At 58.9% G+C, this 15251-nt stretch carries 14 protein-coding genes and 1 pseudogene; 8 read left to right on the top strand and 7 right to left on the bottom strand.

The window, feature by feature from the left end:
- Positions 1–13 precede the first annotated feature (13 nt).
- From ACOYQJ_RS20475 to ACOYQJ_RS20460, 4 genes are all read right to left on the bottom strand, one after another.
- The gene (locus tag ACOYQJ_RS20475) at positions 14–769 is read right to left on the bottom strand and encodes a glycerophosphodiester phosphodiesterase family protein (protein ID WP_422907864.1); all 756 of its coding nucleotides are present in this window, start codon (positions 767–769) and stop codon (positions 14–16) included.
- Entirely contained in the window at positions 769–1233 is a 465-nt protein-coding gene (locus ACOYQJ_RS20470) for a RidA family protein (RefSeq protein WP_422907863.1), read from the bottom strand. Before ACOYQJ_RS20470 ends, ACOYQJ_RS20475 begins: the two co-directional genes overlap by 1 nt.
- 215 nt (positions 1234–1448) lie before the next feature.
- Positions 1449–2753 carry an HlyD family type I secretion periplasmic adaptor subunit gene (locus tag ACOYQJ_RS20465; RefSeq protein WP_422907862.1) on the bottom strand — a complete coding sequence of 435 codons (1305 nt, stop codon included), beginning with the start codon at positions 2751–2753 and terminating at the stop codon, positions 1449–1451.
- Positions 2750–4483, bottom strand: a complete 1734-nt coding sequence (locus ACOYQJ_RS20460) for a type I secretion system permease/ATPase (protein WP_422907861.1) — start codon at positions 4481–4483, stop codon at positions 2750–2752. The genes ACOYQJ_RS20465 and ACOYQJ_RS20460 overlap by 4 nt, the downstream gene beginning before the upstream one ends.
- A gap of 223 nt (positions 4484–4706) precedes the next feature.
- On the opposite strand from ACOYQJ_RS20460, the gene ACOYQJ_RS20455 reads away from it, so the two are divergent.
- Entirely contained in the window at positions 4707–5429 is a 723-nt protein-coding gene (locus tag ACOYQJ_RS20455; RefSeq protein WP_422907860.1) for an MlaA family lipoprotein, read from the top strand.
- A complete protein-coding gene (locus ACOYQJ_RS20450; protein ID WP_422907859.1) occupies positions 5429–6037 on the top strand; it encodes an MlaC/ttg2D family ABC transporter substrate-binding protein in 609 nt (202 codons plus the stop codon). Before ACOYQJ_RS20455 ends, ACOYQJ_RS20450 begins: the two co-directional genes overlap by 1 nt.
- A 58-nt stretch (positions 6038–6095) precedes the next feature.
- Here the strand turns inward: ACOYQJ_RS20450 and ACOYQJ_RS20445 are convergent, their stop codons facing one another.
- Positions 6096–8282: a transglycosylase domain-containing protein gene (locus tag ACOYQJ_RS20445; protein ID WP_422907858.1), complete on the bottom strand. Its 2187-nt coding sequence runs from the start codon at positions 8280–8282 to the stop codon at positions 6096–6098.
- A gap of 259 nt (positions 8283–8541) precedes the next feature.
- Here ACOYQJ_RS20445 and ACOYQJ_RS20440 point away from each other — a divergent pair, with 259 nt between their 5' ends.
- Positions 8542–8880, top strand: a complete 339-nt coding sequence (locus ACOYQJ_RS20440) for a P-II family nitrogen regulator (RefSeq protein ID WP_422907857.1) — start codon at positions 8542–8544, stop codon at positions 8878–8880.
- 32 nt (positions 8881–8912) lie between these two features.
- Positions 8913–10235: an ammonium transporter gene (locus tag ACOYQJ_RS20435; RefSeq protein ID WP_422907856.1), complete on the top strand. Its 1323-nt coding sequence runs from the start codon at positions 8913–8915 to the stop codon at positions 10233–10235.
- 175 nt (positions 10236–10410) lie between these two features.
- Here ACOYQJ_RS20435 and ACOYQJ_RS20430 read toward each other — a convergent pair whose 3' ends face one another.
- Positions 10411–10629: a tautomerase family protein gene (locus tag ACOYQJ_RS20430; protein WP_317384548.1), complete on the bottom strand. Its 219-nt coding sequence runs from the start codon at positions 10627–10629 to the stop codon at positions 10411–10413.
- 123 nt (positions 10630–10752) lie between these two features.
- On the opposite strand from ACOYQJ_RS20430, the gene ACOYQJ_RS20425 reads away from it, so the two are divergent.
- The 3 genes and pseudogenes from ACOYQJ_RS20425 to ACOYQJ_RS20415 form a co-directional block, all read left to right on the top strand.
- On the top strand, positions 10753–11187 hold the full coding sequence (locus tag ACOYQJ_RS20425; RefSeq protein ID WP_422907855.1) for an acyl-CoA thioesterase: 435 nt from the start codon (positions 10753–10755) through the stop codon (positions 11185–11187).
- A gap of 309 nt (positions 11188–11496) precedes the next feature.
- Positions 11497–12072 carry a methyltransferase domain-containing protein gene (locus tag ACOYQJ_RS20420; RefSeq protein WP_422907854.1) on the top strand — a complete coding sequence of 192 codons (576 nt, stop codon included), beginning with the start codon at positions 11497–11499 and terminating at the stop codon, positions 12070–12072.
- Between the two features lie 87 nt (positions 12073–12159).
- Positions 12160–12765: pseudogene (locus ACOYQJ_RS20415) on the top strand (tyrosine-type recombinase/integrase); the annotation flags it as partial.
- Positions 12766–12965: 200 nt separating this feature from the next.
- Here ACOYQJ_RS20415 and ACOYQJ_RS20410 read toward each other — a convergent pair.
- On the bottom strand, positions 12966–13769 hold the full coding sequence (locus ACOYQJ_RS20410; RefSeq protein ID WP_422907853.1) for a LuxR C-terminal-related transcriptional regulator: 804 nt from the start codon (positions 13767–13769) through the stop codon (positions 12966–12968).
- A gap of 190 nt (positions 13770–13959) precedes the next feature.
- Between ACOYQJ_RS20410 and ACOYQJ_RS20405 the strand changes: the two genes are divergently transcribed.
- Positions 13960–15168, top strand: a complete 1209-nt coding sequence (locus ACOYQJ_RS20405) for an MFS transporter (protein ID WP_422907852.1) — start codon at positions 13960–13962, stop codon at positions 15166–15168.
- Positions 15169–15251: the final 83 nt, after the last annotated feature.

The raw sequence follows: 15251 nt of genomic DNA, 5'->3' as shown, positions 1-15251 counted from the left end.
TGCGCTTGGCCGATCAAGCGACATAGCCTTCGAAAGTCACATTGTCCGCGATCTTGCGGGCCACTGCCTCTTCTGCGGGCGAACGGATTGTCCAGCACAGGATCGGCACGCCGCGCGCTTTCAACTCGGCCACGCGCGGGGCGGTCAACGCCTTGTGTTTGTGGCTGATGAAATCGGCCTGAGCGCGGTCGAAATCTGGGATCTCGCGCAGATGGTTGCGCACTTTTGCGCCAAGCGTCAGCCAGTCCTTGGCAGAGTAGGCGCAGGTGGTTATCCCGCGCGGGCGCTGGGGCAACAGGTCCGCCATGCGGGCCACGGAGTTCGGATTGAACGACATCAGCGCCACATCGCCGGTATAGGTGGCCAGAGCCTGCGCGGTTGCCTCTTCCAACGGGCCGATGTTGGCGCCCATGGCGCCGTCTTGGTCCTTCAACTCGATCAGCAAGGGAACGCGCCCGGCCACCAGTTCCAGCACCTCGACCAGCGTTGGCACGGTTTCATCGCTGTACCGCAGGCTGATCGCGCCCAATTCCTTGGCTGTTCGCTGATGAATGGCGCCCTTGGCGACGGTCAGACGGTGCAGATCGTAGTCATGGAACACCATGGCCTGCGCATCCTTGGACAGTTGCAGGTCCAACTCGATGCCATAACCCGCCTCGATTGCCGCCTCGAAGGCCGCTCGGGAATTTTCGGGCCGCCCGGCATGGGCGTCGTGATAGCCGCGGTGTGCGATGGGTCGGTCAAGAAAGGACTTGGGCAATTGAGGCATCAGGCGATCTCGAAGATGCCTTCGATCTCGACCGCAACGCCCAAGGGCAAAGCCGCCGCCGACACAGCCGAGCGCGCATGTCGGCCGGCGTCGCCCAGGACTTCGACCATCGTGTCCGAGGCTCCGTTGATCACCTTGGGCTGATCCTTGAAGTCGCCCGTCGAATTGACGAAGCCGGTCAGTTTGACCACCCGTTTCAGACGGGACAGATCTCCGTCACATGCCGCTCGCACTTGTGCCAAAAGGCTCAGCGCACAGCTTTTCGCGGCGGCGGCCCCGGCCTCGACGTCCATGTCGTCACCAAGTTTGCCGCAGATCAGAGCGCCGTTCGCCATGCTGATCTGACCTGACACATACAAAGTGGTCCCAACCTGTACGAAAGGCACATAATTGGCCGCGGGCGCGGGGGCGTCAGGCAGGCTCAGCCCCAATTCGGCAAGGCGGGTTTCGATAGCATTGCTCATGTCAAATCCTCCAGTATTTGTCGCGACGCTAGAGGGCTGGTGGATGATTGAAAATACCCCTGCACCGTCTTTTCGAAAATACTCGGGAAATGCCTCGCAACGCGCGCTGGCGCCGCGCATCGGGATGGTCGGCCGCCACAAGCACCAGCCGCCGGGGCCGGCACTTTGGCGGACCCGGCTTAGCCTGCGCGCGCAAGCGCTCCTTTTGAGACCAGTCAGCTCTCGCGGAAGGCCTTGGCGAAATAGTCGGCAAAGGGCTTCATCAGATAGGCCAGCGGCGTGCGGTCCGAAGTGCGGATAAAGGCTTCGACCGGCATGCCCGGGATCAGCGTTACGCCTTCAGGCAAGCGCTCCATCTCGCCTTCATTCAGTTGGATCTCGGCCCGGTAAAAGCTGAGCTTCGTGGCCTCGTCTGTAAAAGCGTCCGCCGAAATCTGCACCACATGCCCGAAAAGCTCGGGCGTCGTGCGCTGATCCAGCGAGGAAAACCGCAAGGATACGTTCTGCTGCACGGACAACTGATCGATATGGATCGGCTCCACCCGCGCGGAAATCACCAGTGGACGGTCCTGCGGAACCAAAAATAGCACCGCATCCGCCGGGCGGATGACCGAGCGCGGCGTAAACACCGTCATGCCATAGACCACGCCGCTGACCGGCGCAGTGATCTCCATCCGGCTCAGTTGTTCGATAAGCGCGCGGCGTTGTTCTGCCAATTCGCGTTCATTCGACTGAAGGTCGCGCAGCGTGGTGATGGCCTCTTCGCGGCGGCGGGTTTCAAGCGACAGGATCTGAATGTCGATCTCGGTGATCCGACCCTCGGCCTGCGCCTTTTGCGCGGTCAGTTCGCCAACGCTACCCAACAACCGCGATTCTTCGCGTTGCAGCGACAAGACGCGGCTGGCCTGCGTCAGGCCATCGGCCAGAAGTTTCTTCTGGCTGGTCAGCTCTTCGTTGATCAGCGCCAATTGTTCTTTCAAGGCAGCCTGCTGCGCATCGATCCCTTTGACCTGATCGGCAATCTGGTCCGAGCGCTTGCCCAACTGTTCGACCTCACTCGCAATCGAGGCGCTGCGGGCGTGGAACAGGTTGCGCTGCCCTTCGATCAGTTCAGCCACCTCGGGATCGGTTTCGGCGCGCGCCAGAACCTCGGGGGCAAAGGTGATTTTCTCAAGGTTGTCCCGCTCGGCCTGCAGGCGTCCGCGGCGGGCCATCGCTTCGAAATACTGTCCCTCGACGATGGTCAGCTGCGATTGCACCTGCGTCGGGTCCAGCCGCAGCAGTGTCTGCCCGGCGGAAACGGTATCGCCTTCTTTCACCAGAATTTCCGAGACGACTCCGCCATCGGGGTGCTGGACGACCTGTCGGTTCTGATCCACCTGAATCTGACCCGAGGCGACGATGGCTCCGGCAATCTGAGTCGTCGCGGCCCATGTGCCAAAGCCACCGACAAGCACGACCAAAGCCAGAAGCCCCGTCATCATCTGCCCACGCAGCGGGAATGATTTGTCCACGCTCATTGCACACCTCCATGCCCGACGGCCTGTTTGATCTGCTGGTGGTTCTGAACCATCTTTTTCAGGACCTCTTCCTTGGGTCCAAAGGCCACGCGATTGCCGCCTTCGAGCATCAGAAGCAGATCGCATTCCTTGATGGCGGCGGGGCGGTGCGCCATGATCATCACCGACTTGCCCTCGGCCTTCATGGTCTTGATCGCCTTGTTCACCGCTTCCGAGCCTTCGTTGTCGAGGTTCGAGTTCGGCTCGTCCAAGACCAGTACAACGGGGTCGCCGTACATGGCCCGCGCAAGGCCGATGCGCTGCATCTGGCCGCCCGACAGGCGCCCTCCGGCGCTGGTGACCTGCGTGTCATAGCCCTGAGGCAGTTTAAGGATCATCTCGTGGGCATCCGCCTTTTGCGCCGCTTCGACGACCTTCTTTGCATCGGGCCTTTGCGACAGGCGCGCAATGTTTTCGGCGATAGTGCCGTCGAACAACGTCACGCGCTGCGGCAGATAGCCGATGTGCTGGCCAAGCGTGTCTGTTCCGTATTGATCCAGCGTCGCGCCATCCAGCCGGATCTTGCCGCCAGCGGGGCGCCATACGCCCGTTACGGCGCGCGCCAGTGTGGATTTGCCCGATCCCGAGGGACCGATGACCCCCAGTGCCTGTCCCGGCAGCAGGGTAAAGCTGACCATGCGCAGCGCCGCTTGCTGTTCGCCCGGCGGCACAACAGTGACCTGCTGGGCCTCCAGCTTGGCTGCAGGACGGGGCAATGCTGTGCGCTGCGCCTCTGGGGGGATCTCGGTCAAAAGTTGCGCCAGATTCTTCCAGCCCTTGCGCGCCTGCTGGACCATTGGCCATTGGCCAATCGCCAGTTCGATCGGTGCCAGGGCACGCCCCATGAGGATCGAGCCGGCGATCATCGCCCCGGGCGAAAGCTCGCCCTGCAGCACAAGATAGGCGCCAAGACCCAGCATTGCCGATTGCAGAAGCAGCCGGAAGGTCTTGGTCAGGGTCGAAAAGGTGCCGGTCAGATCCGACGTACCGATCTGCGCCTGCAATGCCGCGCTGCGCGCTGACATCCAGCGATTGAAGGCATCCGTACGCATCCCCAGTGCCGTTACCATCTCGGCCTCCGAACGGATCTGCTCGGCAGTGCGCTCGGCGGTCATTGAGGCCACGTTGGTCTTGAGGGACGGGTTCTTGGTCACAAGCTGGTTGATCACCGTGACAAATATCAGAACCGCTCCGCCAATCAACGCCAGATAGCCCAGCCAGGGGTGGAAGATCATGATCGCGAAAATGTAGACCGGCGACCACGGAATGTCGAAAAAGGCCATCAGTACGGGCGACGCCATAAAGCGCTGCACCGATTCCAGATCGCGGACTCCCGTGCGGGCCAGCGCATCGTTCTGTACCGTCGAACGGCGCAACACCGCGTCGAAAACCCTCAGGTCCAGCGCTGCCTGAAACCGTGCTGCAACCCGGCCCATCACCCGCCCGCGGACGTAATCGAGAACGCCCATGATCGAATACAAGAAGATCACCAGCACCGAGAGCGCGATCAGGGTCGCCTCGGAGCGCGACCCAAGCACTCGATCATAGACCTGCAACATATACAGCGGTCCGGTCAGCATCAGCATGTTGACGAAAAAGCTGAAAATGGCGGCGAACCAGTAGTAGGGGCGGCTTTTGCGGCGGGCGGCACGCAGCTCTTCCAGCCCTTTGTCGAAGTTGTCAGGTTTCATCAGCGAATGTCTGCCTTGTATTTTTGTCAGGCGTGCTAATCTGTGAAATGCTTTGCAGAATTAGCGTTGTCGCCATTGTGTCACAAGATGAATCAAACCGGTAGGTTGCATTGGGTGTTCGCAGGAATGAATTTATGTAAGCATTCGAGAAGTCTTCTGCGGGCTTCACAGAAATTGAAGAAAGCGGGCTGAGATGCGCCATAGCCGTGTGATTTTTTCCGGAATGTTCGTTTTGCTTGTTGGGGCATGTTCGGTGCCCGGTCCCGGCGAGGCGCCGGATGGTGTGTACGATCCTAACGAAGCTGGCAACCGAAAGGTACATGCCTTCAATCAAAAGTTGGATCAAGTTTTGGTGCGCGCCGCGGGCAAGGGCCTTGCCGAGGGCGCTTCGGAGGGTGTGCAGGACAACATCTCGACGTTTGCCAATACCTTCGCCACGCCGTCTTATGTGGTGAACCAGGTGCTGCAAGGCCGTCCGGGACGTGCGACCCAGAATGCTTTGCGCTTTGCGATCAACGCGACGCTCGGCTTTGGCGGGATCGCCGACGTGGCCAGTGACCTGGGCCTGCGCGAGGACGAGACCGACTTTGGCGAAACGCTTTTTGTCTGGGGGGCGCCTGAAGGGGCTTACCTGGAACTGCCGGTTTTTGGCCCTTCGACCGAACGCGATGCGGTGGGGCAATTCGTTGATTATTTCACCAATCCACTGGATTACATAATTCCTACGCCCGAGCGGTACATCGGCACCGCGGCAACCTATGTCGACAAGGTGGCGAGCCGGGGCAGGCACGCTGACACCTATGATTCTGTGCTGTATGAAAGCGCGGATTCCTACGCGCAACTGCGCTTGATCTACCTGCAAAACCGCCGGTTCGAGCTTGAGGGAACCACAGGCCAAGATACCGGTTATATAGATCCCGATGCCATTGATACGGAGGGTTTCTGATGAAGCCGACTTTCGCGAACCGCCGGACATTCCTTTTGGGCGGGCTTGCCGCGCTGACAACCAGTGTCGCCATGTGGCCGCGTTCCGCTGCGGCGGCGACCGCTGCGCAGGCCGAAGCGCTGGTCGACAAACTGGTCGCGGACATCAACAGGGTGATCGCGTCGGGAAAATCCGAGGCCTCGATGATCAAGGACTTTGAGCGGATCTTTCAGCGCTATGCGGATCTGGCGACCATCGCGGCGACCGCTTTGGGGGTAGATGCCCGCCGCGCTACCAGCGCTCAGAAACGTGCCTTTACCGATGCCTTCTCGGGCTACATCGCGCGCAAATACGGCAAGCGGTTCCGCGAATTCATAGGCGGCGAGATCAAGGTAAACGGGTCCAAAGCGGTCAAGAATGCCTTTCAGGTAACCGGCACCATGATCCTGCGCAATGAAGCGCCGTTCGAAGTGGTGTTCTTCGTCGGACAGAAAAGCGGCAAGTTCTATAACCTCTATCTAGAGGGCGTGAACATGCTGCTGACTGAGCGGACCGAGATCGGCGCCATGCTGGATAAACGTCGCGGTGACATTGACGCCCTGATCGCGGATCTGCGCAAGGCAGGCTGAGCCGGGAAATGAAGTTGGATGCGCGGGGCGGGGAATTCCCCGCCCTTTTCATTTCAACTCAGCGGCCGCCGCCCAGAATATCACGCAGCAATTGCTGAAGGACAGTCTCGGCCACACCATCGCGCACCCGTTTGCGCCCGTCTTGCGGCGCGGGGGCGACCGCTTGGGGGTCGGGTTCCGGGGCAGGGGCCACCGGAGCCTCGGCGGGCAGGGGGGTGACGGGAAGGCCCTCGTTTACACGCACCATGACCTCGTGCCAGATTTCGGCTGGAAGGCCGCCGCCGGTTACACCGGTCAGCGGTGTGTTGTCGTCATAGCCCATCCAGACCCCGGTGACATAATCCGCCGTAAAGCCGATGAACCAGGCATCGCGGGCCTCTTGGCTGGTGCCGGTCTTGCCTGCCGCCTGGCGATCAGGCAGCTTTGCGCGTCGCCCCGAGCCTTCGTTGACGACCTTTTCCATCATCCAGATCAGTTGGTGCGCGGCCGACGGTTGAATGACCCGCTCACCGATGCCGCCGCCGGTGCCCATCAGTGGATCGGACTCGCCTTTCAGTCGCAGTTCGACCAGCCCGTAGGGCGTCACCGAGGAGCCGCCATTCAGGATGCCCGCATAGGCGCCGGTCATCTCGATCAGAGTGGCTTCGGAGGTGCCAAGCGCCATCGCGGGCGTATCATGCAGATCGCGCACAATGCCAAAGTCGCGCGCCACTTTCATCACCAGATCGCGACCCACGGATTCAGAGATCTTGACCGCCGGGATGTTCAGCGAATGCTTGAGCGCATCGGCCAACGTCACGCGGCCTTTATAGTTTTTCGTGTAGTTCTCAGGGCACCACTGGCCCGAGCCGGGGATGTTCATGCAGAAAGGTTCATCCACCACCGTATCCAGCGGCGAATAGCCCAGTTCCAGCGCCGTGGCGTAGACAAAGGGTTTGAAGGCGCTGCCGGTCTGCCGAACCGCTTGGCTGGCGCGGTTGAATACCCCGCTGGCGTCGGTATCCCGCCCGCCGACCATGCCGCGCACGGCGCCATCGGCAGACATGACCACCACAGCAACCTGCGCCTTTGAGCCTTCGCGGACCTTTTCCTTGAAGATTGCCTTCACGGCCGCCGCGGTGGCATCCTGAATGCGCTGGTCCAGTGTTGTCTGGATCAGCACGTCTTCGGTCGTGTCGCGGGTGAAAAACTCCGGGCCGGACTGCATGACCCAATCGGCGAAATAGCCGCCGCGCAGGCTGCCAGCCTCATCGGACAAGGTGGCCGGGTGCGCTTGGTAATAAGCGGTGTCCTTGTCGCTCAGGTAGCCCTGCTCGTTCATCAGTCGCAACACCGTCGCCGCCCGGGCCTGCGATCTTTCAAGGTTCGACGTCGGAGCCAGCGACGAAGGCGCGGTCAGCAGCCCGGCCAGCATCGCTGCCTCGGCCGGGTTCAGGGCAGCAGCCGGTTTGCTGAAATAGCGTTCTGACGCCGCCTCGGCCCCGTAGGCGCCACTGCCCATATAGGCGCGGTTCATATAGATCGAGAGGATCTCGTTCTTGGTGTATTTGACCTCCATCGCGATGGCGAACAGCGCCTCTTTGGCTTTGCGCGCCAAGGATGACCGGCGGCAATCCGAGATATATTCAGCCTCGGTCTCCCACGTGTCCGGATCGAAGGGGACGCCAATGCACAGCAGCTTGGCCGTCTGTTGCGTGATGGTCGAGCCGCCGTGCCCAGACAGTGCCGAGCGCCCTTCGGACAGGTTGATCCTGATCGCGCCTGCCACGCCGCGCGGGCTGACGCCGAAATGCTGGTAAAAGCGTTTGTCCTCGGTGGCGACGATCGCGTTCTTGAGGTGGGGCGAGACGCTTTCGGCGGTGACCACGCCACCAAACTGATCGCCGCGCAGGGCAAAGACCGCGCCCTTGTTGTCCAGCAAAGTGACCGAGCCTTTGGCGCGCCCATCGACCATTTGGGAGGCATCGGGCAGGCCTGATTGCATGTAAAAGACGATGGCGCCAACGATCAGCACGGCAACCACGGTCGAAAAGGCGACGACGCGCCAGATCAGCCCAAGAAACCAGCTGAACACGCCGAGAACAAAGGCGACAATCGGGTTGCGACGCTTGCGGGTGGACGCCGTCTTGCGGCGCCTGACCGGCGTCTTCTTCTTTGTTGCCGCGCTTTTTGCAGGAGCGGCTTGCTTTTTGGGGTATCGCCTGTCGGCGACAAGCCGCTTTGGCTTTCGACGTGAATCACTCATGAATGCTGCCCGGATCTTTTGTCCTCGTTACGCGCAGACTACCCCGATTGCACAGCAATGTTGACCACCAATGCGCGGGAAACCGCTTCTCATATCGCCTAATTTTTGAGCTAAAAAGTTAATTCGCACAAATAGTGGGCAAGCGATCCGTAAAATGCCCCCTAAATGCGCCGTGAATCCTTCCATCCAAAGGCTGGGGAGGCTCTTTCTGCATGAGCAAAACGCAGGTGACTGCCCTGCAAAAGCGAAAGGGACCAAGGTGAAACTGATCATTGCAACGATCAAGCCGTTCAAGCTCGAGGAGGTGCGCGAGGCGCTCACCGGGATCGGCGTACGCGGCATGATGGTAACGGAAATCAAGGGCTTCGGCTCTCAGTCCGGCCATACAGAAATCTACCGTGGCGCAGAATACGCCGTGAACTTCGTGCCGAAGATCAAGCTGGAAATCGTCGTCGGGTCGGCCATGGCCGAACAGGTTGTCGAAACCATCAAGTCGACAGCGCAAACCGGCAAGATCGGCGACGGCAAGATCTTCGTACTCGATGTGCAGCAGGCCGTGCGGGTGCGCACCGGCGAAACCGACGCAGACGCGCTTTGAGCCGCAGCGATAAGACCAAGGGAATCGGACAAATGAAAATTTTCAAGACACTGGCTCCGGCTGCCGCGCTGATTGCGCTGCCCGTGCTGGCCTTTGCCCAAGAGGCGGATGTAACGCCTCCGAACGAAGAGATCGGTTATATCTTCACAACCTTCATGTTCCTTGTCACCGGCTTCCTGGTGATGTGGATGGGCGCGGGCTTTTCGATGCTCGAAGCCGGCCTTGTGCGCTCCAAGAACGTCGCGATGCAGTCGCTCAAGAACGTCGCGCTCTTCTCGATCGCCGCGATCATGTATTACATCATCGGCTACAATCTGATGTATCCGGGCGATGGCTGGACCATCACCAACGTGCTGGGTGCCTTCAGCCCCGCCGCGATGGAGCCGGTTGGCGGATCGCCCGACACGGACCTGACCTATGCCTCCGTGGGCTCTGACTTCTTCTTCCAGTTGATGTTCTGCGCCACCACCGCGTCCATTGTGTCCGGCACCTTGGCCGAGCGCATCAAACTGTGGCCCTTCCTGATCTTCACGGTTGTCCTGACTGGCTTCATCTACCCGATCCAGGCGTCGTGGAAATGGGGCGGTGGCTTCCTTGATGCCAACTATGGTTTCCTTGACTTCGCTGGCTCGACGGTCGTGCACTCGGTTGGTGGCTGGGCCGCTCTGGCGGGCGCTCTGATCCTTGGGCCGCGTATCGGCAAGTACAAGGATGGCCGCACCGTTCCGATGCCGGGTTCGAACCTGACGCTGGCAACGCTTGGTACGTTCATCCTGTGGCTCGGCTGGTTCGGCTTCAACGGTGGTTCGCAGCTTTACATGGACACCGCTGGCAACGTCGCTGACATCAGCCGCATCTTCGCCAACACCAATACGGCCGCAGCGGGCGGCGCAATCGCAGCGCTGATCCTGACCCAGCTGATGTACAAGAAGCCTGACCTTACCATGGTGCTGAACGGCGCTCTGGCAGGCCTCGTCTCGATCACTGCCGAGCCGCTGACCCCGTCGCTGGGCGCAGCCACTCTGATCGGTGCCGTGGGTGGTATTCTTGTGGTTCTGGTCGTGCCGATGCTCGACAAGCTGAAGATCGACGACGTGGTCGGCGCCATCCCGGTGCACCTTGTCTGCGGCATCTGGGGCACGCTGGCCGTGGTCCTGACCAACGGGGACGCGACCATCGGCGGTCAGGTGATTTCGATTGTCATCGTCGGTGTCTTCACCTTCGTGGTTTCCTCGGTGGTGTGGTTCATCCTGAAGGCGACAATCGGCATCCGGGTTCCCGAAGAGGACGAGATCAACGGTCTCGACATGGCGGAACTGGGAATGGAAGCCTATCCCGAATTCTCCAAAGGCTGACCTCCTCCTTCCTGTCAGTCCAACACAACGACCCGGGCGTTCGCGCCCGGGTTTTTCTTTGGGTGGTAAAGGCGCATTGCGACATCGCTACCTATGGAAGATCCACTTCATGATCTTGTCGTGACCAACTTTCGGCAACCTTGGTTTGCTTCGTCGCAGTGAGGAAAGCGGCCGCTCAATCGCGTGCGCGCATCTCCAAAGCATCTTCGGTTGTCAGGATATTTCCGGCGTAACCCCACGAACCGCTGCTCACTTCATGTACGCGGACGGACGTTCCGGCCCTGATGGTCTGACCAGCGACTTCACCAAATGCGTCTGTCACCTTTCGGATGATCTCGGCTTTCTCCTCCGCCGAAAATACACCTTCTAGAACTTGGATATCGATGGATGGCATCGTCTTCTCCTTTGTTTGTGGTCTCGCAGGAGATCGATCATTTGAACGATCGTCTGGCACGCAACATGACATATGATGTTTCTAAGTGTAAAAATGTCCGCCAAAACAGAAAGGACCTCAGGGATGGCAGCAATGATTTCCTTCCGCTCTGTCGTTGACCCTGCAGATTGTGATTTTCTGGGTCACATGAATGTTTCGAGATACTTTTCTGCCTGCTCAGACGGTGTTTTCGCCATTCAATCAGAGATGGGGTTGACGGCCAGTGACATGCGCTTGGGTCGCAGGCTGTCGTTTGCAGTCGTACATGCCGAAAGCGATTTTCGATCCGAGCTATCTGCAGGTGATGCAATTCGGCTGGAGACATCGATCATTGAGATGGGTGTCAAATCCATCACATTCCGGCACCGGCTTGTAAGGTGCGAAGACGATGCAACGGCGTTTGAAACGGTGTTCAAATGTGTGATGCTGAACCTTGAAACACGCCGGGCAGCGGACATCCCAGATGAAGTCCGACAGAGAGCGCACGCTTGGCAGGAAGACGTCCCCCAACAGGCATAGGGCATAGCCTTCACTTCATCCGATGGCAGAATGCATGGCTGCAAAAGGTCTATGCAAAGAAAATTTGAATGTTTGGAATTGAGGGGGGCAGAAAATGACAAATACGGAATGGCAGCTCAGCGGCAACATGGCCGAACGATACGATGAATTCCGCGTACCCGTCATTTTTGCGCCGTAGGCCAACGACTTAATTGTGAGCGCTAGCCTTGCCTCCGGCGGCAGTTTTCTCGACCTTGCGTGCGGAACAGGCATTGTCGCGCGACTGGCGGCACAATCCGGTGTCACGGCGACTGGCGGTGACATCAAGCAGTGGCAAAAGAACGCTCGGCAGGGCTGGACGCAATGTTCCATTCGGCAGATGCACAAGTCCTGCCTTTCGAGGATGAAAGTTTTGATGCCGTCATATGTCAGCAAGGCCTTCAAGTCTTTCCAGACAAGCTCGGCGCGCTGTCCGAGTGTTTGCGGGTCATAGAGCCAGGTGGCCAGGCAGTGTTTTGCACGGCGCGTGGGTTGGAGGAAAATCCGTTAATGCAGGCACAGATTACCGCCTTTGGCAGGCATTTTGGCGAAGAAACAACCGGGGCGATCCGTGCCGTTTGTGGCTTTCCTGATCCCGATGAGATGCGGTCTGTATTCGAAGGCGCAGGTTTCGAGCAGGTCGCCGTAGAGAAAGTTATTCTTGATCTTGAAGCTGAAGATGGGTTCGCATTTGTGAACGGATTGATGATGGCCACTCCGGTTGCCGACCGCAAAGCGGCAATGAACCCCGCTGACAGAGCGACACTGCACGACGACATCCTAAAAGGGTTTGGAGCCTGCTATGATGATGCCGCGCTGCGTTTCCCGCATAGCGCCAACGTCGTTGTCGCATCGCGTTCGGTGTGAACTCTGAGGGCTCACCATTCAGGGAAGCACCTTCAACGAACGGCTTGTTTTTCAGAAGCTCATGGGCCGTCAAAGAATTTTCATGACATTCGCGCACTTTGCCCCGCTTGGAACAAGGGGCGCATCGTTGGTCAGAAGCGGCTGCTGAAGCCTAAACATGTCTGGGCAATCCATGTCAGGCCGGAACTGGCCGAGAACCATCGCGATCTTGCTCTTTTCAATACGGGCATCGATAGCAAATTGCGCGGCTGCGACCTTTTGCTGATAAAAGTCGTCGATGTCATGGCGTCCGGCAAGATCAAGGAACGGGCTTCGGACCTGCAAAGCAAGACGCACAAACCTGTCCATTTTGAAATCTCGAAAGGCACCCGGATCTCACTCGAAAGATCGATGCAAGAGCCGCTGATGGTCGGGGCCCAATACCTCTGGCCGGACCGCTTTCACGAACGCCTTCACATCTCGCCCCGCCAGTATGCTCGAATTGTTAGGAATTGGGTGACGTCGATTGGCCCGGAGGCGAGCGCTTACGGAACCCATTCGATGCGTCGGACCAAGGTTACGCTAATCTTTTAGGTGGCCGGCAATCTGCGCGCCGTTCAGCTTCTGTTGGGCCACACGAAGATGGACAGCACCGTCAGGTTTCTCGGTGCTCAACTCGAAGATGCGTTGGCACTCGCCGATGCTATCGAAATTTTAAAGACCGGGCCATATTCACGGACGGCCCAGTTCGGACCTTCGTCGGGTCAGGCCGCGCCGCATTGCAACTTCACCAAACCGGACTTGCGCAGCGAACGCAAACATTGCGGTGGTCCAACCAACAGTCTGCGGGACCAAGTGGTCAGAAGGTTCTCAGATCGCGTTCGTCGAGGTATGCGCCACAAGTGGCAGCCGGATCAGTTGTTTTTCGAGCGCAGCGCGCTCACAAGTCTCGCGTTCTCAATGGCGATGGCGCTTTGATCTGCAAAGCAGCGGGCGAGTTGCACTGTTCTTTCATCGAAGGGGCGCAACTGCTGGCGATATATCGTGAACGCCCCGATCAATCGTTTTCCTGCCAGCATCGGGATCGCGGTAAAGGAACGCGCCCCGCCCAGTGATGCCGTCGCGTGACGTAGAGGGTCGTTATTGCGGAACACCGGCTCCGCGCGGACATCCGGGATGTTTACAACGTCAAGGCTATCTTCAAGCCGGCCAATTGCCGTCTGTGGGCTTGGTTTATAGCTGCCGCGAGCTTCCCACCAGTCTTGGAAGGCTTGCGGTATCCCTTTCATGAACCGTGCAGCGAATCCGGCGTCCCGGTTGTACGTCAAAAGCAAGCCGAACTCGGCATCGCATAGTTCCAATGCGTAGCCCAAGAGCGCTTCGATAACCTCATCAATCCGGCCCTCCGACCTGCTGATGATCCCAAGCACTTCGGCGAGTGCCTTTTCACGGCTAAGAGACTCTTCGAGGTTCAGAGCGAGTTCCGAGATAATCGCAGCCTGATCGGTCTCTTGTTGCGAGAGTGTTGGCACGCCGTCGAGTACCTTGAAGAGTTCCAGCTTCGACGAAATTTCAAGTTTCTTATAGATTGCGGAAAGATGGGTCCGGACGGTCGACGGCGCGAGGCCAAGTGCATCTGCAATCCCTTTATAGGACTGGCCGTCCGCATAGGCGCGTGCAATTTCGGTCTCGCGTGTGCTCAATCGGTTCTTGTCCAAGGTAAGGGCCCCAATAATGGATCACGCGAGAATTCCTGCCCGCGGCCTGTTCATGATACAGCATTTGCACGAGCTTTCATCTAGCGGATGCTGTACGAAATTTGCTGCATACGGCTGATAGGCGCGGTTCCGCGACTCCCCTAAAATGAGAGAAATTGACGGTCTGAACGCCCAACCCGCGGAGCCTCCCATGACCCGGCCTTTTCTTGCCCAAAGATGGCGTATTCTGGCGCTTTTGTTCCTTGTCCGCATGACAATGGCGATCCAGTTTCAGATGGTTGCCGCACTGTCTCCGTACATCGAGCAGGCCTTTGCCGTAAGCCTCGCCGACGTTGGTATCTTGATCGGCCTGTACTTTGCGCCGGGCATATTCATCGCAGCACCCGGCGGAGCCTTGGGAAGATACTTTGGCGAAAAACAAACAGTTCTCGCAGGACTGGTGCTTATGCTGATTGGTGGGGCCATGATGGCCATGTCCGATGCTTGGTCCACCCAGTTGAACGGACGTTTCATCTCCGGGGTTGGTGGCGTACTGCTCAATGTTCTCCTGACCAAGATGGTCGCCGACTGGTTCGCTGGGCGCGAGATCAGTTTCGCTATGGCGGTTTTCGTGAATTCGTGGCCGGTGGGGATCGCATTGGCCCTGATTGGCCTGCCAGTTTTCGCGATGGCTGTCGGATTGAAACTATCCTTGGCTGTCGTGAACGGCCTGATAATTATCGGGATCCTCGGCTTGTGGCTACTCTACCGCACCCCGGGCGACGACACGCAATCAACCGTGGCGCAGACCGAGAAGGTGCGGTCCGCGGTACTCTGGGCCGTGCTTACGGCAGGGGCGATATGGGGCCTCTATAATGCAGCGCTCGCCATCGTTTTTAGCTTTGGTCCACAAATGTTCGTAAGCCGCGGAATGAGCCTCGCCGAAGCAGGATCCGTAACGTCGCTGGTGCTTTGGTGCCTTGCGATTGTCGGCGCGGTCGCTGGTTACATGGCAGATCGTAGTGGCCGCCGACTGCTATTTATTGCGATCGGCAACCTCGGCTTCGCGTTTTTCGTGGCCTTGGGGTCAGTGATCGGAAACTCAATCCCGAACGTGATTGCCATTGGTGTGTTCTCCGGCGTGGCAGTGGGGGCGATGGTCAGCTTGCCCTCGTTGGTTCTTCCTCCTGCGGCGCGAGCCTTGGGGATGGGAATCTTTTTCACCGTTTATTATCTATGCATCGCCGTCGGGCCGATGATCGCTGGCCGCATATCCGAAGGCGCGACAACCGCTGCCGCGTTCCAATTGGCGGCTGTGCTATTAATTGCGACCGTAGCCCTGCTGCCTGTCTACCATTGGCTGTCGAGACTTTCACAGAATACTGTGGTCCAGGAGGAAAAAGAGACCATGGCGATTTGACCGCTTTGGGCCGAGGCTGTGTGGAAACTGGGGCCTTGCGTGTTGGCAAGCATCTTGATGTGCCAGATGGGTCGGGTTCACAT

The sequence above is a fragment of the Pacificoceanicola algae genome (assembly GCF_049341065.1).
In the GTDB taxonomy this organism is placed as follows: domain Bacteria; phylum Pseudomonadota; class Alphaproteobacteria; order Rhodobacterales; family Rhodobacteraceae; genus Pacificoceanicola.
The sequence above is the reverse complement of the archived record's forward strand: the minus strand, read 5'-3'. Positions and strand labels throughout refer to the sequence as shown.